Raw genomic sequence first — 18,562 nt, forward strand, 5'->3', positions numbered from 1 at the left:
ATTCAATGGATCAGCGTTTCATTCGTCATATTGAACAGCTGCAGAACAGCAGCGAACAGCACTGCAGTGAATACGGCTTCGATGGTTTACTGATCGGCTCCGGAGCAATTCGCCATCGCTTCAGGGACGACACCCACTATCCGTTTCGTGCCAATCCGCAGTTTCTGCAATGGCTGCCATTCCTCGGCGAGCATCCGGACTGCTGGCTGCTGGTCCGCACAGGACGCAAGCCGCTGCTGCTGTATCATTTTCCGCAGGACTTCTGGCACATGACGCCGGAGCTGCCCTCTGACTGGTGGACGGATAGTTTTGAAATCCTGCCCTATAGTCAGCCCGCCGAGCTGCAGGCCGCACTGCCTGCCAGTCTCCGCCTGGCGGTATTGAGTGAGCAGTCACTGACTGAGATGGCCCCGCAATGGCAGCTCAACCCGGCTGAGCTGCTGGCTGCACTGGATTACCAGCGGGCAGTTAAAAGTGAGTGGGAGCAGCATTGCCTGCGTCAGGCCAACCGGATCGCTGTGACCGGACATCGGGCGGCAGAGCAGGCTTTCCTCAGTGGTCAGAGCGAATACCAGATCCACCAGAGCTACCTGAATGCGATTGACCATAACGAACGGGACATGCCCTACGATAATATCGTCGCACTCAATGAGCATGCCGCCGTATTGCACTATCAGTTCCAGCAGCGCCAGGCGCCGGAATCTGTTCGTTCCCTGCTGATCGATGCCGGTGCCAGCTATCTGGGATATGCCGCTGATATCACCCGTACCTTTGCCAATAAGGAAAGTCATGACGGGGGGCTGTTCGCAGAGCTGATTACAGGGCTGGACAAAGCGCAGTGCAGGTTGATGGATCAGGTCAGGGCCGGCGTTGATTTTGTTGAACTGCATCAGGCTATGCACCGGATGATTGCCGCTTTGCTGAACGACAGCGGGTTGGTGAGTGCTGACATTGATCGCCAGCTGGCGCAGGGTATCACCCGTACCTTTTTCCCCCATGGCCTGGGGCACTTTCTTGGCTTGCAGGTGCACGATGTCGGAGGCTGGCAGCAGGATGCTGCAGGTAATCAGCGCCAGCCGCCCGTGGAGCATCCGTTCCTGCGCCTGACCCGGACGCTGCAGGCGGGCCAGGTGATCACGGTGGAGCCGGGGCTCTATTTTATTCCGATGTTGTTGCAGCAGCTGCGTAACAGTGAGGCGTCGGAAACGGTGAACTGGGCGCTGGTGGAGAGGCTGCAGCCTTTCGGCGGTATCCGCATCGAGGATAATGTGCTGATTATGGCGGAAGGAAACGAGAACTTTACCCGGGATGCTTTTACGCAATAGCCTCGGCGTTTCAGGCCCGAACTCAGAGGCCTGACCGGACCCGATCCCCCGTCAGTCAAAGTGGCGCAGGGTCGGGTTTGCTGTACCTGCGAAAACTGTTAGTGTGATGCCACAATAGCGCCATCACTGACCGTTGGCGCTGAAAAGGATGCAAAGGTAACAACAGACAATGAGCCGCCGCGACGATTTCGAAATGCCTGATCTAGGCCCCGCTGAACCCGACCGGGCACCCCGCTATCAGGATAAGGGCAACAGTGCCGCAAAACCTGCCCCCCAGCTTCCCGTTCAACCCAGTGGCCCAGGCTGGATCTATTCCTTTGTAATGATTGTGCTGGTCGTTGCAATCGCGGGTATCGCCTACTGGAACCTGTTGCTACAGGAGACGCTGGATAAGCGCGAGCAACAGCTGAGCCAGATGCAGAGCAGCCTGACGGATATCAAACAGCTGATGAATATTGCCGAGTCCAGTGCCGAGCAGTCAGGCCAGACCATGCAACAACAGCTGAATAGCGTACGCGGAACGGCCGAGCAGAAGTATAAACACTTTGACTCCGAGATCGCCAAGCTCTGGACCATTGCCTATCAGCGTAACAAGCCGAAGCTGGAATCTCAGGATAAGACCCTTAAAGCACAGGATAAGACTCTCAAGGAGCAGGCGGACAGCCTGGCGGCCAATGCCAGTGCCATCAGCCAGCAGGCAAAAGTACTGGAGAGTCAGCAACAGGCATTGGCGCTGCAGGAAAAATCGCTGGCTTCTCTTGAGCGTCAGCTGAAAGCCAGTGAGAAGAAAAACAGCGCACTGGAGCAGAAGCTGGCCGCACTGGATAAATCACTGGGCAAGCAGCTCAGCTCACTGAAAAGCGAACAGCAGCAACAGCTTCAGGCTGCGGCGGCAAAACAGGACAGCCGCCTGAAAGATCAGTTGGCCAGGACGCAGACTCAGCTCAGTGCCGATGCCGAAGCAATGACCGAGCAGCAGAATGAACTGCTGAATGCCCAGCGTGAGCTGACCGATCGTCTGGCTGAGCTGGAACTGAAGCAGCGTGCCGCCAGCAGCGGTCAGTCCCTGGAGCGGCGGGTGAAAACCAACGAACAGGCCGTACAGGCGTTTGATAGTGCCCGCCGTCAATTGAATCGTGATCTGCTGCAGGTGCGTCAGAAACTCAACAATCTGCAGCTGAAAATCGAGCAGGCCAGAATCCGCTAAGCGCTGTCAGCCCAGGTCACCTCTTGCCTTGCGAACACGAGCAGAGGGTGGCCGGGGCTGCGTTTTCAGCATAGTGTTGTCGTGCCGGTGACTGGCATATTGGATTTTTGAATCCTATTCTGCAAAGCTTGAGAGACCGATAACCTTACAATTCAGGTAGAAATTATCCGCATGTCATTGTCAGGCAGGGCGCCAGGCGGCAAAATACACGGTTTGATTAATAATCAGGCGAATACACGTTAATGAAAATCCGTGCGTTTTTTGCACTGACTCTGCCGGACGCCGTGGTGCGCTGGCTGGCGGATCATGCCGATACCCTGTGTGAATTCGACCGTAAGATGGAAGTGCAGTGGGTGGATTCTGAAAACTACCACCTGACCCTCTCTTTTCTGGGAGATATCACGCTGGATCAGGTGGATCGTCTGGAGGCTGTAGCCCGGGAGCGACTGCAAGACGTTACCTCGCTTCAGATCCATATAAACGATACCCGCTACTATCGCGTTAACAAAAAGAATGCGCTGGTGGCGGCGATACCGCTGCACAGCGATGAGCTGATCCGCCTGCACGATGCGACGCTGGAAATTGCCGAAAGCGCCGACGTCGAGTGTGAAGACCGTGACTTTATGCCGCATATCACACTGGGCCGGATTCCGGGCAAGAAAAGCAACTTTCAGCCACCGGAGATGTGGCCTGAGGTTGATCTGATCAGCCTGGCAGACTCCGTGGTGCTGTTCCAGAGCAAGCCCGGAGAGCGTGGCTCCATCTACACGCCGCTATTTGAGATTCCGTTGCAAGACCTCGCCTGATACTCCCTGACTCCAACTGCTGAGACACCCATGCGTTCACCTGAATTGCTATCCCCTGCGGGAACACTGAAAAACATGAAGTATGCGTTCGCTTACGGCGCTGATGCCGTCTATGCGGGCCAGCCACGCTACAGCCTGCGCGTACGCAATAATGACTTCAATATGGATAACCTGGGCAACGGAATCGATCTGGCACACCAGCTGGGTAAGAAATTCTTCCTTGCCAGTAATATTCTGCCCCACAACTCCAAGCTGACCACCTATCTGGACGATATGCGTCCGGTGATCGAGATGGGACCGGATGCTCTGATTATGTCTGATCCGGGCCTGATCATGATGGTGCGTGAAGCCTTCCCTGATGTGCCGATCCATCTCTCAGTCCAGGCTAACACCATGAACTGGGCCTCGGTTAAGTTCTGGCACAGTGTTGGTGTAGAGCGGGTTATCCTGTCCCGAGAGCTGTCGCTGGACGAAGTGGCTGAGATTCGTGATCGCTGTCCCGAGATGGAGATCGAGGTTTTCGTTCACGGTTCACTCTGTATCGCATACTCCGGCCGCTGCCTGCTGTCTGGCTATATCAACAAGCGTGACCCCAACCAGGGAACCTGCACCAACACCTGTCGTTGGAAGTACGACGCCCATGAAGCTAAGCAGGATGAAAGCGGTGACCTGATTCCGGTGCAGCAATTCGATCCTCAGGCGCAGCCTGTAACGCCTGACCTGGGTATCGGTGAGCCAACCGAGAAGATGTACCTGCTGCAGGAAGAGACCCGCCCGGGCGAGCTGATGCCGGCCTATGAGGACGAGCACGGTACCTACATCATGAACTCCAAGGACCTGCGTGCCATCCAGCACGTGCACCGTCTGGCCGAGATGGGTGTTGACTCCCTGAAGATTGAAGGACGCACCAAATCCCACTACTACGTGGCACGTACCGCCCAGGTTTACCGCAAGGCGATCAACGATGCGGTGGCCGGTAAGCCGTTCGATATGCAGCTGATGAATGAGCTGGAGAACCTGGCGAACCGTGGCTACACCGAAGGTTTCTACCGTCGCCATGTGCACGACGAATACCAGAACTACGAAGCCGGAAACTCCATCGGTGTTCATCAGCAGTTTGTCGGCGAGATCCTCAACTTCGACAAGAACAGCGGCATGGTTCAGGTTGATGTGCGTAACCGCTTTGAGAAGGGCGATACGCTGGAACTGATGACCCCGCAGGGTAACCAGAAATTCGAGCTGAAGAACCTGGTCGACAAGAAGGGCCGTGATACTGATGCGGCACCGGGTTCCGGCCATGTGGTCAGCTTCCCGCTCGACTTCGAGATCGATCCGGACTATGCCCTGCTGATGCGTGACCTGCCCAACGCACCGAAATAATCTCAGGCTGACCCTGTGAGATAAAGGCGCTGCAAAGCGCCTTTTTTGCGGCCGAAAACTGAAGATGGATCTGATGATGTCTGTTGCAGTTATGGAAACTGATAAATACTGCTTGCGCCGGGCCTTAAGGCCCTTCTCCTTCAGCGTCGCGCTGATCACCTGCCTTACCGGTATTCTCACCGCCGCTGCCGATGGCTTTGGCGACCCATTGCGTATACTGGCTGTGCTGTGCGGTGGCGTCCTGCTGCAGGCCGGTGTGAACCTGATCAACGACTACAGCGACCTGGACGCCCTGCGCCAGCCTGATGCCGTACAGCAGGTGCAGCGTAACTTCCGCCTTGGACTCGGTTGCTTTGCCGTGGCGACGTTGATTGCATTGTGGCTGATTACCCAGGTTGGCAGCAGCCTGTTGCTACTTTGCAGCGTCGGGCTGGTGGGGGCATTGGGGTACACCCTGAAGCCGATCAACTACAAGGCGCGTGGCCTGGGGGTGGTGCTGGTGTTCTGGCTGATGGGGGTGTTGATGGTCACCGGCAGCCATCTGGCGATCAGCGGTGAATGGAGCCTGAAAGCAGCCGTTCTGTCATTGCCGCTCAGTGTGCTGGTGGCGCTGTTACTGCTGAGTAACGAGCTGCGTGACATTGAGTCAGACCGGGCCGATGGCATTGAAACCCTGACGGTCAGGGTCGGTTATCAGCATGCCGCCCGCTACTATCGCATTGCACTGCTGGCTGTCTGTATTCTGACCGCCGTGTTGCTCATCGCCGGTTATCTTGCATCGATCTGGCTGCTACTGCCGTCAATTCTGCTGCTGCCCGGTTTGCTGCGCCTGCTGCGCAGTAGCCCACAGGTGCGTCGCGCACTGACGCCGCGAACCGGCAGGCTGCTGCTGGTCTATGGCGTCGGCTATTGCCTGACTCTGGCTACAGCCCTGCTGTAGCCGTTCCTCTATATTGGGCTGACAGCGCCCGTTTCAAGCCGGTCAGATTAAAAAATTGTTAGAAATCAGATATTTCAACAAAGTTAAAAATAGTTGTTGAAATGTCTGTCAGGAGTGGTATTACTAATATTGCGAACGATAACTTTGCAGTAAGGATTCAAGATGATTTTAAATATCACAAACCGCAACGACAAAGTTTCACCGGCTGTTCGAGACAAGATTTCTGACTGGCTGAATAGCAGTCAGGATCGTTATGAAACAATTACCCGTGCACAGGTCACTTTTGATAAGGCTGTTCGTCAGGATTCCGTAGAAGCCACTATTCATGTAGCCGGGAAAGAAGTATTTGCAAAAGCCAATGGCGATAATCTATACGCCGCGCTGGATTCACTGAGTGAGAAGGTCGATAAACAGCTGGCAAAAATTCATCAGAAAAAAGTAATTAAGAAGGGATCTAAAAAACCTGAAGAGCCAGTACCGGCTGATCCGATTTCTGAAATGGATGATGAAGATACGGAGTATGAACTGAATTAAAATCCTTTTAGATTGTATTCGTTGGAATGCGAGTTTTAGTCTGAAAGGGTAGGTTGAGGTTAAAACGTTTGATTTAAACCCAACAGCGATTGAGGATGTGATTTCATAGGAAGCCCCGAAGTAAGGTGTCAGAGCCGGACTTCGGGGCTTTTTAGTGGGCCGATTTCAGCGAGAGGGTAATCCGAAAATGATCATCAGTTACAGAGTCGCCGTTGAAAGTGATCGTGACTCAGTCTCAGAATTACTGGCTCAGCTCGGCTATCAGGTAACGCCTGCCCAGGTGAGTCAAAGGCTGCAGGCTATTCGCCAGCGTCAGGGTGAGGTTATGGTAGCCTGCAAGGGCGACAGGGTGGTGGGATGTATAAACGCCATCCGGGATCTGCGACTGGCGGCCGGTGAAGTGGGGGAGCTGGTCAGCCTTGTGGTAGAACAGGGTCACCGTGGTGAGGGGATCGGGCGGGGACTGATATCTGAGGCCGTGCAATGGCTGGCCGATAATCACTGTGAAAAGGTCAGAGTGCGGGCAAATACCATTCGCGAGCAAGCACATCGGTTTTATACAGAGATGGGCTTTAATGAGGTTAAATGTCAGAAAATATTTGTCCTGAATATATCCCGGGATGACTAAAATAGATTAGAGCGGTGTAACCGGGTTAACGTCCAGCCAGAGCGTGGGTATCAGCGTGAAACAGTGTTTTCAGATCAAGCCTGTGCTTATAGACAGTTTTGATTTTGGGTTTTTCGAAAGAGACTGATCTTTGGGTTTACTACTGTATCGATAAATATGATCAGATTCAGGCTGGTCTGAAAGCTGAGTCGGCGACAGGTGTGGCGATCTGTTAAGCCATTACTGACTGATCGGTATTTAAATAGTCAGCTACAGTGCTGCCAGGCTCTTGGTTGACTACTTTTTGAAGTTTATTACTAATAGAGCCTTGTCATAAAGGCCGCTTAAATACCTGCTTGTCTGGTATTAGTATTAAATTCAATACGCGGGCCCGGGCAGTTTTTTGATTGGTTTGACTATTGAACCCCGACAGAAACGTCAGCTATCCGGGTTGAGTAATCTGTTCTGACGTAAGCACTCTGCTGTCAGTTCTATAAATGCCCGAACCCTGGTGGAAGCGTAGCGGCCTTCACGATGCACAATATGTATAGGCAATGGGGCGGGTTCAAACTCGGTCAGGACCCTTTCCAGCTGTCCGGCAGCCAGCTGCCCGGCGGCCTGGTAGGAGAGCAGGCGGGTGATGCCAAACCCTGAGAGTGCAGCTTCCAGTGCGGCGTCGTTGGTGGTAACCCGTAGCCGTGGCTTTACCTTAACGGAGCGTTCATTGCGGGTATGGCTGAATTTCCATTCCAATATCTGCGATGCCGGGCTGGAGGAGATGATCTGATGATCGATCAGCTGGTCTGGTGTTTCGGGCCGGCCCGCCACTTTCAGGTACTCCGGTGAGGCACAGAGTAGCAACCGCACGGCCCCGACCTTCAGTGCCCGCATGCTGGAGTCGGCCAGCTCGCCAATCCGTATGCCTACATCCAGCCCCTCCTCAAGCAGATTGACCACCCTATCCACAAACAGCGCATCCACCTCGGTTTCCGGATAACGTTGCAGATATTCCACGATGACGGGGGTTATATAGAGGCGGCCAAACATAGCCGGGGCCGTGATGGCCAGAGCACCGCGGGGTGCCGCATGGATTCCGGCGGCCGCTTCGTTGGCGGCATCAATCTGGGCAATGATGCGGCGGGCATCTTCCAGATAGTGCCTGCCTGCGTCTGTTACCCGGACATAGCGGGTTGTCCGGTTCAGGAGTTTTACTTTCAGGCGCTCTTCCAGTGCCGTGATAGCACGGGTGACCGCAGGTGGTGACATCGTCAGGCGCCGCGCGGCCCTGGTAAAGCCCTCTTCTTCGGCAACGGCCACAAAGACCTGCATCAGGTGTAGCTGATCCATAGATTATTCCATTTAGTGGAAGAATATATTGTTTTCTGCACGGATTCTTAAAGCAAGTGTGATTTGGCAAAGTAAGTCTATGCACAGTGTCGCACTCCACCGCGACCCTGAGCGTAACCCTTACTTTCAGAACCAGTGGAGAAGCATCATGAACAGAATCAATCTGGTAACCGATCATAACGCCACTCAGGAACAGCAGGGCCTGTTCGATGCGATTCAGGGACAGCTGGGCATGGTGCCCAACTTCCTGCGGGTGTTTGCCAACTCTCCGGCGGCCCTGCGAGGCTTTCTTGGATTGCACAGTATTGCCGCAGAGGGCGGGCTGGATCTCCAGACTAAAGAGCGCATCGCACTGACGCTGGCAGAACAGAATGCCTGTCAGTACTGCGTCTCAGCCCATACTGCTATCGGTCGAAAAGCGGGGCTGGATGCCGCAGAGATCGCCGCCAACCGGGCGGGCGGCAGTCGCGATGTAAAAGCGGATGCGGCGGTGAAGTTCGCCCGCTCGCTGGCACAGAACAGCGGCGGGGTGACCAATACAGAACTGCTGGCGATCCGCAATGCCGGTTACAGCGACGGCGAGATCGTCGAGATTATTACCCATGTCGGGATGAACATCCTGACCAATATGATCGGCAGGGCGAGCCAGGTGGCGATCGACTTTCCTAAAGTCGAGCTGCAAAGCGCCTGAGCAAGCCTGAGGGTAGCGATCCGGCAGGATCGCTACCGCATCCCGGAACCAGCCGGAGAAGAGAGCCATGGCACACCAATATGCGAAAATCGCCTATACCGACAGCGTGCGTCAGATCCAGCGCGAAATGGGCAGCCGCCAGGGCTACGCCGGTATGGATCGCGGTGAGGACACTAACTACCTGATGGGAGCGCTCGAGGCCGCCTTTATCGCTGCTCGGGACAGCTTCTATATGGCCAGTGTCAGTGAGACCGGCTGGCCCTACCTGCAACACCGGGGCGGACCGGCCGGGTTTATGCGGGTGCTGGATGCACAGACCCTGGCGTTTGCTGACTTCAGTGGCAACCGCCAGTACATCAGCAGCGGTAACTTCCGCAATAATGACCGGGTGGCGTTGTTCTTTATGGATTACCCTAATCGCACCCGGCTTAAGCTGCTGGGACGGGTGTCGCAGATCCCGCATGATGACTGGGAAGCCCTGGCGGCGCTGGAAGATGACAGCTATAGAGCACAGGTCGAGCGAGGCTATCGTATCCGAATCGAAGCTTTTGATTGGAACTGTCCGCAGCATATCAGGCCCCGCTACAGTGCCGAGCAGATCGATGAGTTGCTGGTGCCGTTGCAGCAGGAGCTGCAACAACTGAAAACCGGGGGCGCGCCGGGCCGTCACTGGCCTGCGCTGATCGGTGAGGGCGAGCTAACTCTGGTGGTCAGCGGGATGCGCCAGCTGACGCCAAGGATACGTGCCTTTGAGCTGCGACATCCGGACGCTGAGGCGTTACCTGAAGTAGAGGCCGGTGCACATCTGCAGATCCGGTTGCCGCTGGACAGTGGGGAAGAGGTCATTCGCCACTATTCGATCTGTTCCAACCCGGCGCGACGGGATATCTACGAGATTGCCGTACTGCATGAACCCGATGGCGGCGGGGGCTCGGCCGCGCTGCATCGTCACCTGAGCCTGGGGCAGCAGCTATGTTGTGATCTGCCTCAGAACCACTTTCCACTGCAGCAGGATAGGAGTCCGGTACTCCTGATTGCCGGTGGAATCGGTATTACGCCGATCAAGGCCATGGCGCAGGCACTGGACGCCCGGGGAACTGAGCTTCAGTTACACTACGCCGGTCGCAGCCTGAGGGAGATGGCCTTCGCCGACCGACTGCAGCGTCAGCTGGGCGAGCGTATCAGGCTCTGGCCCTCGGATCAGCAGCGAATGCCTCTGGCTCAGATCCTTTCCGCAGCACCGGGTAATGTCCGTATCTATACTTGCGGCCCGAGCCGGCTGATCGATGCGGTGGTGGCGGAGGCGGATCGACAGGGGATCGATCCGCAGCGTGTCTGCTTCGAACGCTTCGGCGCCGGTCCTGTCGATGCTGCCACACCGGTGCAACTGACCCTGGCGCGCTCCGGCCTGGAGCTGGCGGTCCCTGCGGAACAGAGCCTGCTGGAAGCAATAGTTGCGGCCGGTGTGGATCTGCCCCACAGCTGCCAGGCAGGCAATTGCCGCAGCTGTGCCGTTAGCATTCTCTCCGGGGAGGCGTTACACCGGGACTCGGCATTAACTCCCGATGAGAGGGAGGGGCAGGGGCTGTTCTGCCCCTGCGTTTCCCGGGCAAAAGGGACGCATCTCACGCTTGATCTTTAAGCCGGAATAGTCCGGTGTGGCAGGGCTTTATTTGCTAGAATGGCGTGCTTCATTCACTGCAGCGCGCCACTTCGCGCCTATTACCGAGACCTCTCTATGTCCTTTGCTTCACTCGGACTTTCCGAGCATCTGTTAAGCTCCCTTGATCAACTGGGTTACCAGACCCCCACCCCAATTCAGCAGAAAGCGGTTCCGGTGGTATTACAAGGCAGGGATGTGGTGGCAGCGGCCCAGACGGGTTCGGGTAAAACAGCAGGTTTTGGCTTGCCGATCCTGCAGCGAATCAGCCAGCAGCCGGCTAAGGGATACCGCCCGGTACGGGCACTGGTGCTGGTACCGACCCGCGAACTGGCGGCCCAGGTGGCTGAAGCGCTTAACCATTATGCGGCTCAGCTGCCTGAACGGCTGAAAATCGAAGCGGTGTTTGGCGGTGTCTCGATCAATCCGCAGATGATGGCCCTGCGTGGCGGTTGTGATGTACTGGTGGCTACGCCGGGACGATTGCTGGACCTGCTGGAAAACAATGCCACCGATCTGCGTGGCGTCGATAGCCTGGTACTGGATGAAGCCGACAGGATGCTCGACCTCGGCTTTGCCGATGAGCTGGGCTGGATACTGGAAGAGCTGCCTGCCAAGCGTCAGACCCTGCTGTTTTCGGCAACCTTCCCCGAAGCGGTGCTTAAACTGACCGAGCAGCTGCTGGATAATCCGGTTCATATCGAGGTTAAAACCGAATCCACCGTGGCAGAACTGGTCGAGCAGCGCGCGATCGAAGTGGACCGCACCAACCGCACCATGCTGCTGCGTCACCTGATCGATCAGGAAAACTGGTCCCGGGTACTGGTGTTTGTCGCCAGTCGCCGCGGTGCCAACAATGTCGCTATGAAACTGGCCAAATACGGTATCCGGGCCGTGGCGCTGCATGGCGAGCTGACCCAGGACGCGCGTACCAAAGCGCTGGCTGAGTTTAAGAAGAAGAAATTTCAGGTACTGGTCGCCACCGACCTGGCTTCCCGTGGTATCGATATCGCCCAGCTGCCCTGCGTGGTGAACTATGATCTGCCGCGCTCTCCGGCGGACTACGTCCACCGTATTGGCCGTACAGCCCGTGCCGGGGAAAGCGGACTGGCGATTTCATTTATCGACCATGAAAGCGATGCCCATTTTAAACTGATCGAAAAACGTTCCCGGCAGACACTGTCCCGTGAACAGATTGCGGGCTTCGAACGCTCACCTGAGCCACCGGCCGAACTGGAAAAGCCCAAAGGTCCGGTCAAGGGCAAGCGCAAGAGTAAAAAAGATAAGCTCAGGGAAGCGGCGGCACGCCAGCAAAAGTAGCACCTGGTCCCGCTATGCCCTGCATCAGGTATCTGTGAGTCAGCTTGCCTGCTTTACGGTGTGTATGCTCAACGACGGGGTAACGATATGACGTATCTGCAACTGGCTTACTTGCATCTGGCAACCGTGCTCCCGGCATTTGTACTGGGGCCTCTATTGTTACTCAGTCGGAAGGGTACCCCAGGCCACCGGCTGGCCGGGAAGGCCTATATACTCTGTATGTTGCTGACTGCGGTTATATCGCTGCTTATGCCTGCACAAGTCGGGCCGCAATGGCTGGGGCATTTTGGCTTTATCCATATCTTCAGTGTTTCGGTTCTGCTCTTTATTCCCCTGGCGCTTATCGCCATCGTTCAGGGAAAAATCCGCTTGCATCAACGGATTATGTTTTCTAACTATGTAGGGGGATTACTGATTGCCGGGGGCTTTGCCCTGGCCCCGGGACGTCTGCTCAATCAGTGGTTATTTAACTGACGAAACCTTAGCGGGAGAGGACTGTGCTCAAATCGATCCATCACGCGGCGATCATCTGTTCGGATTACCAGCGTTCACGCTATTTCTACAGTGAATTGCTGGGGCTGGAGATCGTGGCTGAGAACTACCGCGCAGAGCGCGACTCCTGGAAGCTTGACCTGCGGCTGCCGGATGGCGGGCAGGTCGAATTGTTCCCCTTTCCTGACGCGCCGGCCCGGCCCAGTTATCCGGAAGCCCTGGGACTGCGCCATCTGGCATTTTCGGTAGATAACCTCGATAAGGTCGCCGGTTACCTTAAGGCGCAGGGGCTGAAGGTTGAGCCGGTCCGAACTGATGCTTATACCGGCAGGCGCTTTACCTTCTTCGCCGACCCGGACGGGCTGCCACTGGAGCTCTACGAAACCTGAGTAAGGGGGTTGCTACCCATAGATCGGCTTAAGGTATCGATATTCGATACTTTAAGCGAACTGATTCTTGTCAGGTTGCATCCAAACCATACTTCTCCTCAGCTTCTAAAATGTCTATATATGCTGAGGTTGCCGCTATGTTGCGTTCTCTATTTAAATCAGATCCCCGCCTTGACCAGATTACCGCAGAGGTCAGTCGTCAGTTGTGTGAGGGTGATATTGTTTTTACCGCCATCGATGCCTTTCTATTCCATCAGGTAGCTCGGGGTACCGGTAGCTGGTGCTCCCATGTCGGCATCGCAGTACAGGAGAAAGGCGAGTGGTTTGTGCTGGAGAGTGCGGTGCCGGTGGTGAAAAAGTGCAGCCTGCGCCGCTTTATCGCCCGCAGCAAAAATTATCAGGTGGAGGTCAGGCGTCTGCCTCAGGTGCTGAACCCCGACCAGGTGGCACAGGTGAAACTGGCGGCGGCAAAACGAATGGGCACTTTCTACCATCTGGGATTTGATTATGATTCCGGCCGCCAGTACTGCTCCAAGTTCGTCTATCAGGTGCTGGAAGAGGCGGTGGGATTCGCACCCGGTAAGATCCAGACCCTGCAGCAACTGATTGAAGAGAACCCCCAGGCTAACCTGAACTTCTGGCGTGTCTGGTATCTGGGGTTTATTCCCTGGCAGCGCCGTGCGGTGACTCCGGCCAGTCAGCTGGATGATCCGCGTCTGATCACAGTGATAAGGCTGTCAGCTTGAAGTGCTGCTAGCTGACCGGTTCATCGACAATTTCCCGGGAGCCAGGAGGCGCGTTTTCCCGGACCTGATGGACCGGCAACCAGATGCTGAAACAGCTGCCCTGGCCCGGGGTACTGGCTACTTCGATGCGACCGTTATGTTCCTTGATAATTCCGGCTGAGACCGAGAGGCCCAGCCCGGTTCCACTGCCAACCGGCTTAGTGGTAAAAAACGGATCAAACAGCTTTGGTATATTCTCCGGCTCGATTCCGACGCCGTCATCCGCAAACTGAATACAGACCTCATCCCCCTGTTGGCGGGTACGGATAACCAGGGTACCGTTGCCCTCTACGGCGTGGCCGGCATTGACCAGCATATTCATAAAGACCTGGTTAAGCTGGGAAATCATACAGCTGATCTCGGGCAGGTCTCCGTATTCCCGCTTCAGATCCAGCTTGTACTTCAGTTCATTCCAGACCATGTTCAGGGTGCTTTCCAGTCCCTGATGGATATCCTGATAGCAGTATTCCTTTTCACCGCTGCGTGAATAGGTCAGCAGGTCTTTGACAATATCAGTGATGCGCCGGATTCCCTCCCGGGTGTCATCCATCAGGTTGTGGATATCGTTACGGATAAAATCGTAATCAATCTGCTGCTTCAGGGTTCTGATCTGGTCGGCAGCTTGCTCCGACAGCTCTTCCTCCAGTGACTGGTAACTGTCGAGTAGCAACGTCAGCTCTTTCACGTAGTCCTGCAGAGCGGAGGAGTTGGAGGCGATATATCCAATCGGATTGTTAATCTCGTGTGCAACGCCGGCCGCCAGTTGTCCCAGTGAGGCCATCTTCTCGGATTCCAGCAGCATGCCCTTGGCATTGACCAGCTGGTCGATGATTTTTTCCTGCTCCTGGTTAGTCTTTTCCAGCCTCTGCGACATCAGCTTGATGGCGGTAATATCATTGGCAGTAAACAGCAGGTTAGTGACGCTGGCGCTGCCTATCTGTACCCGGGAGAAAGTGACAGAGAGAAAGCGTTTGGTGCCGCTGAGGGTTCTGATCTGTAATTCTCTGGCATCGCTGGCGTCCCCGGGATGGCTGTGATTCAGGTCGCGCGACACCTGCTCCAGCGGAAATTTAGTAAACACCTGGCGGGCAAAGAAAGTGCCAGCCTGATCCTTGTCGTAGCCAGTCTGCAGTTCAAAGCTGGGTGAGCAGTAGATGATTTCACCGGCGTGACTGATGATGGCAGAGATCGAAGGGCTCTGTTCGACCGCCCGGCTCAGGTGAGTATTCATACTGCTGAGTTTGTCGTTGGCGTTGTGTAACTGCTGCAGTGTTTCGTCTAATTTGTGTTGCATCTCTTCGATGGCAAATTCCAGTATCTCCAGCTCATTCATCGGCCGGGTAACTGCCTGGTTTTCAGGCGATTTATCCAGTGGCAGGGATTTCACTTTTGAGGTCAGGACGTTCAGGGGGGAGCTCAGAAGCTTGCGCCCGAAATAGATAAACAGGCTCCACAGAATGGCGGTTTTAACCAGCGCCGCCAGCAGCAGCACGATCAGTGAGCCTTTGACTTCACGAATCAGCACATCGTTATTGGAGTAAAACACCACTTCGGCGATCTTGTCGGCCGACAGTCCTGCTTCGGTGTTGGGATCATAGAGGGAGAAGTTGTGTTGCAGTTGATTACTGAGGCGATGTTCTGATCCGGACTGCGGCATCTGGCCCGATTCGGCAAGAACAGAGCCATCGACGTCGTAGACCCTGACGCCGGTAATCGCCGCCTGGGTCAGCAGCCCTTTCAGTAAACTGTCGACCAGTTCTGAATCAAGGTGCCATACCGCGTTTTCCAGACCGTCCTGAACCAGTGGCTGTTGCTCGGCGATACGCAGCGCTATGCGGTTCTTAGAGCTATCGTAGTCATCCCAGGCCTGAAACAATGTGATGCAGATGGCGGCGATACAGTACATGCCAAAAACATGCTTAAGCAGCTTCAGGCCGATCGAGTAGGTCACCGGTGTGTTGCCTGTTTCCATACAGATGCTCCTGCTAGCGGTAGGCGTCCAGTAGCTTAGCCGTAGATTGTTTGGCTTGAGTGACAAGACGCAGCAGGTCTGGCCGGGTTTCGGGTAGCATGATGTAGCGGGAGAATTGCTGATGCTTTATGTCAGAGATCAGAAGTTTCTCTGATTCGGCTTTGATCACGGCATCGTAGCGCAGGAAGTAATTGATTGTTGAGGTCGGCAAGATAGTGGCATCTACCCGTTTCATCAGGATTTTCATCAGGTTATCCCTCTCCTTATTGCCGTCCAGGCGGCGGATTTTACCTTCGCTGACTAGGGGATCTATGCCGAGGTAGCGGTGGCCCCGCATACCGGCGAAGGTTTTTCCCTGAAGTGAATCCGGTCCCTGATAATCGACCGGATTATCGATATGGGACAGAACACTGCTCGATCCCGCGTACAGCTCATGCCAGAGGTAGTTGTCCCGCGGGCCTTTGATAAAGCCCCACCTGGGATTCACCCAGGGTACCAGCCAGTCCTGAGCGCAGCTCTGCTTTTCACACTGTCCCGCTATCCAGTGTTTTATCTTTGCATTCAGGCGTGGGCGAGGCAGTATTTTGACTTTAAAGTCGAACTGGTTTCCCGACTGCTGGCGCAGAATATCCGCCAGCTTATAGGTCAGCCCCTGGCCCGGTTTTGTCACAAATGGAGGATGGTTGTGATAGCTGTAGATATAGATTGTTTCAGCCACTGAGGGACTGGAAACGGCGATGAGCAGAAGCAGCAGTGGGGTGAATAGGCGACGCATACAGATCCCTCCAGATGCATAAGGAGACGGGGATTCCCGGTGCTGGCCGGTATCCGGGAGGGCGGTTGGATACCAGGACATCAGGTGCCGAGAGTGGCTTTATCCGGTGCCACATGTCGCTTAAGCATAGAAGCAGGATGCCATATTGCAATGCAGAAATGGCCAATTCAGACCGATGCCGTTGCCTGGCCGCTATCCTTCAATGCAGATCAGCTGCTGCTTAGCCGCGCTGTCAGCCATTCCCCCAGCCGGATAGCATCCGGACTGTCCGGCGAGGAGATCTGCAGGTTATAGCCGTAACCCGGAATCTCGACGGGTTGTCCCAGGGGAATCAGATCTCCGTTTTCAAGCAGGTCGCGGATCAGTCCGACAAAACCCAGCGCGATGCCCTGGCCCCGCTGGGCGGCTTCAACCACCAGCGCGTAGTTGCTGTAGACACTGGTATCGTCCGGAGTGACCTGAAAGGCCTTCAGGCTGAGCCAGCGGGGCCATGTCATCCACTGACTGCCGTCATCCAGCTCCAGCAGCGGCAGGGACTCCAGCCGTGGCGCGGTCAGTTCAGCAAGATCCAGTCCCTGTTCGGCGATAAACTCCGCGCAGGCCACGGGTACCACTGTTTCGCTAAACAGGTTTCCGTTTTCCCCACCGCTGAGCTGATCATAACTGATGACGATATCGGCTTTGCGGCGCTGTTCTGCCGTGATCACTTCCCGTGCGATCAGCTTGACCTTCAGGTTTGGGAACTGCTCGCGGATCTGCCTCGTCAGGGGCATCAGGCAGCGGCTGGTAAAAGCCGGGTGGGAGAGAATCTCCAGCGAGCGGGAGTGAGATTTCTGTAGCCGGTCACTGGCGTCCGCCAGACCATTCAGATGCAGCGATACCGCCTGATAGAAGGCTTCGCCATCCTGAGAGAGCTGCAGGGTGCGGCTCTGGCGGTTAAACAGCTGAATGTCGAGGAAACTCTCCAGGTTCTTAATCTGATGAGATACCGCCGGCTGAGTGCTGCCCAGCTCTGCCGCTGCACGGGTGACGGTGCCCAGACGCACTACGGCTTCAAAGGCGACCAGTGCTTTCAGGGGCGGTAAACGGGAGATCAGTCGACTCATTAGCTGTTTTTATAGGTGCATGAAAAAGTAGTCAGTATTGGCGGTCGGTATGTTTTGGCAGACTTAGCAGCGTAAACCCGACCGGCAGCGCAGACGCTGCTGATATCAAAAAAATAATAATACGAGTTGAGATCACGAAATATGAGTGATGCGCGATTTGTCGTGAATGAGACAGAAACTGAGCTGAACTTAGTTGTTGGCGACAGATATTTTCCGCTCTCGCCGATCTGGCTGCGTGAATTCAGCAGCGCACCGGAATATCTGGATGCCCGCACCCGCCAGCGCCTGTTTTCGACCCATACCATCGATGCCGGGCTGGAGTTTACCCGTATAGAGCCGCAAGCCGGACAGGTCGCTGTTGGCTTTAGCGATGGTTACTCCCAGCAGTTCGACGTGGCTGAGCTGGTAGAGGCGATCGATCCCCACACCGGCTGTCCGCAAAAAGCGGTGTTTCGCGAAGCGTCGATCCGGAAATTCGATGCAACTGCGCCATCGGTCGAGATGTTCGAGTTTTTCCTCAGATACGGCTTTGCCGTGGTTGAAAATATCGGCACTGAAGCGGACTCGATGGAACGCTATCTGGCGGCGCAGCAGCTTGAAATCCGTGCCACTAACTTTGGCCGCTTCTTTGAGGTGAAAACCCAGCCTGAAGCCAATGACCTGGCCTATACCAGTGTGGCGATCGGCCCGCATACGGATAACCCTTATCGCGATCCGATTCCGACAATCCAGTGCCTGCACTGCCTCTCTAACGAAGCCGACGGAGGTGAGTCCACTCTGATGGATTCGGTACAGGCGATCGAGATCATTCAGCGCGAGCGTCCCGAATTTGTCGAACTGCTTTGCACCGTGCCGGTACGCTACTGGTTTATCGACCGGGATACCGAGCTGAGCGAGTGGCGCACCATCTTCGAGCGTGATCATTTTGGCGAGATCGCGCGCATAAACTACAGCCCGCGGCTGGATTTCAGCTATCCGCTGCCGCCGGCGCAGTACCGCAGCTTTCATGAGGCCCGCAGTTATCTCAACGACCTGCTGAACAGTCCGCAGATGGAGCTGCGCTTCAAACTACAGGCCGGGGAGATGATGATCTTCGATAACCGCCGCATGCTGCACGGGCGTACCTCTTTTGATCCGGATTCCGGTGCCCGCCACCTGCGTGGCTGCTACGTGGATATCGATGCCGTGCGCAGCGGCTACCGCATCGGGCGCAAACAACAATAATC

The 18,562-nt window shown here is 55.6% G+C and carries 18 protein-coding genes; 14 read left to right on the forward strand and 4 right to left on the reverse strand.

Annotation, left to right across the window (positions count from 1 at the left end; genetic code table 11):
* The first annotated feature begins 5 nt into the window (after positions 1 to 5).
* The 7 genes from pepQ to Q354_RS0121280 all read left to right on the forward strand — a co-directional run bounded on the left by pepQ (position 6) and on the right by Q354_RS0121280 (position 6,820).
* The gene (gene pepQ / locus Q354_RS0121250) at positions 6 to 1,325 is read left to right on the forward strand and encodes a Xaa-Pro dipeptidase (RefSeq protein ID WP_027859365.1); all 1,320 of its coding nucleotides are present in this window, start codon (positions 6 to 8) and stop codon (positions 1,323 to 1,325) included.
* Positions 1,326 to 1,494: 169 nt separating this feature from the next.
* Positions 1,495 to 2,532, forward strand: a complete 1,038-nt coding sequence (locus tag Q354_RS0121255; protein WP_027859366.1) for a coiled-coil domain-containing protein — start codon at positions 1,495 to 1,497, stop codon at positions 2,530 to 2,532.
* A gap of 242 nt (positions 2,533 to 2,774) precedes the next feature.
* Entirely contained in the window at positions 2,775 to 3,338 is a 564-nt protein-coding gene (gene thpR, locus Q354_RS0121260) for an RNA 2',3'-cyclic phosphodiesterase (protein ID WP_027859367.1), read from the forward strand.
* A 30-nt stretch (positions 3,339 to 3,368) separates the two neighbouring features.
* A complete protein-coding gene (trhP, locus tag Q354_RS0121265) occupies positions 3,369 to 4,718 on the forward strand; it encodes a prephenate-dependent tRNA uridine(34) hydroxylase TrhP (protein ID WP_027859368.1) in 1,350 nt (449 codons plus the stop codon).
* Positions 4,719 to 4,794: 76 nt separating this feature from the next.
* Complete coding sequence (locus tag Q354_RS0121270) at positions 4,795 to 5,658, forward strand: prenyltransferase (RefSeq protein ID WP_169828924.1); 864 nt, start codon at positions 4,795 to 4,797, stop codon at positions 5,656 to 5,658.
* A gap of 162 nt (positions 5,659 to 5,820) precedes the next feature.
* A complete protein-coding gene (gene hpf / locus Q354_RS0121275; protein ID WP_027859370.1) occupies positions 5,821 to 6,192 on the forward strand; it encodes a ribosome hibernation-promoting factor, HPF/YfiA family in 372 nt (123 codons plus the stop codon).
* A 187-nt stretch (positions 6,193 to 6,379) separates the two neighbouring features.
* Positions 6,380 to 6,820 (forward strand): GNAT family N-acetyltransferase, encoded by a 441-nt coding sequence (locus Q354_RS0121280; protein ID WP_027859371.1) that lies wholly within the window; start codon positions 6,380 to 6,382, stop codon positions 6,818 to 6,820.
* A gap of 417 nt (positions 6,821 to 7,237) precedes the next feature.
* Here Q354_RS0121280 and Q354_RS0121290 read toward each other — a convergent pair whose 3' ends face one another.
* Complete coding sequence (locus Q354_RS0121290) at positions 7,238 to 8,146, reverse strand: LysR family transcriptional regulator (protein ID WP_027859372.1); 909 nt, start codon at positions 8,144 to 8,146, stop codon at positions 7,238 to 7,240.
* 148 nt (positions 8,147 to 8,294) lie between these two features.
* On the opposite strand from Q354_RS0121290, the gene Q354_RS0121295 reads away from it, so the two are divergent.
* From Q354_RS0121295 to Q354_RS0121320, 6 genes are all read left to right on the forward strand, one after another.
* Complete coding sequence (locus Q354_RS0121295; protein WP_027859373.1) at positions 8,295 to 8,837, forward strand: carboxymuconolactone decarboxylase family protein; 543 nt, start codon at positions 8,295 to 8,297, stop codon at positions 8,835 to 8,837.
* A 67-nt stretch (positions 8,838 to 8,904) separates the two neighbouring features.
* The gene (locus tag Q354_RS0121300; protein ID WP_027859374.1) at positions 8,905 to 10,479 is read left to right on the forward strand and encodes a 2Fe-2S iron-sulfur cluster-binding protein; all 1,575 of its coding nucleotides are present in this window, start codon (positions 8,905 to 8,907) and stop codon (positions 10,477 to 10,479) included.
* 96 nt (positions 10,480 to 10,575) lie between these two features.
* Positions 10,576 to 11,817 carry a DEAD/DEAH box helicase gene (locus Q354_RS0121305; protein WP_027859375.1) on the forward strand — a complete coding sequence of 414 codons (1,242 nt, stop codon included), beginning with the start codon at positions 10,576 to 10,578 and terminating at the stop codon, positions 11,815 to 11,817.
* An 87-nt stretch (positions 11,818 to 11,904) separates the two neighbouring features.
* Positions 11,905 to 12,291, forward strand: coding sequence for a DUF2306 domain-containing protein (locus tag Q354_RS0121310; RefSeq protein WP_027859376.1), 387 nt, complete (start codon positions 11,905 to 11,907; stop codon positions 12,289 to 12,291).
* Positions 12,292 to 12,314: 23 nt separating this feature from the next.
* Positions 12,315 to 12,698: an SMU1112c/YaeR family gloxylase I-like metalloprotein gene (gloA2, locus tag Q354_RS0121315; protein ID WP_027859377.1), complete on the forward strand. Its 384-nt coding sequence runs from the start codon at positions 12,315 to 12,317 to the stop codon at positions 12,696 to 12,698.
* A 137-nt stretch (positions 12,699 to 12,835) separates the two neighbouring features.
* The gene (locus tag Q354_RS0121320; protein WP_051560521.1) at positions 12,836 to 13,444 is read left to right on the forward strand and encodes a YiiX/YebB-like N1pC/P60 family cysteine hydrolase; all 609 of its coding nucleotides are present in this window, start codon (positions 12,836 to 12,838) and stop codon (positions 13,442 to 13,444) included.
* A gap of 7 nt (positions 13,445 to 13,451) precedes the next feature.
* Here Q354_RS0121320 and Q354_RS27670 read toward each other — a convergent pair whose 3' ends face one another.
* The 3 genes from Q354_RS27670 to Q354_RS0121335 all read right to left on the reverse strand — a co-directional run bounded on the left by Q354_RS27670 (position 13,452) and on the right by Q354_RS0121335 (position 17,336).
* The gene (locus Q354_RS27670) at positions 13,452 to 15,455 is read right to left on the reverse strand and encodes an ATP-binding protein (RefSeq protein WP_051560504.1); all 2,004 of its coding nucleotides are present in this window, start codon (positions 15,453 to 15,455) and stop codon (positions 13,452 to 13,454) included.
* 13 nt (positions 15,456 to 15,468) lie between these two features.
* A complete protein-coding gene (locus Q354_RS0121330) occupies positions 15,469 to 16,230 on the reverse strand; it encodes a type 2 periplasmic-binding domain-containing protein (protein WP_027859379.1) in 762 nt (253 codons plus the stop codon).
* 209 nt (positions 16,231 to 16,439) lie between these two features.
* Positions 16,440 to 17,336 (reverse strand): LysR family transcriptional regulator, encoded by an 897-nt coding sequence (locus Q354_RS0121335; RefSeq protein WP_027859380.1) that lies wholly within the window; start codon positions 17,334 to 17,336, stop codon positions 16,440 to 16,442.
* Between the two features lie 141 nt (positions 17,337 to 17,477).
* On the opposite strand from Q354_RS0121335, the gene Q354_RS26810 reads away from it, so the two are divergent.
* Positions 17,478 to 18,560 (forward strand): TauD/TfdA family dioxygenase, encoded by a 1,083-nt coding sequence (locus Q354_RS26810; protein WP_036231118.1) that lies wholly within the window; start codon positions 17,478 to 17,480, stop codon positions 18,558 to 18,560.
* The last annotated feature ends 2 nt before the right edge of the window (positions 18,561 to 18,562 follow it).

This window comes from Marinobacterium jannaschii DSM 6295, assembly GCF_000620085.1.
Classification (GTDB): domain Bacteria; phylum Pseudomonadota; class Gammaproteobacteria; order Pseudomonadales; family Balneatricaceae; genus Pontibacterium; species Pontibacterium jannaschii.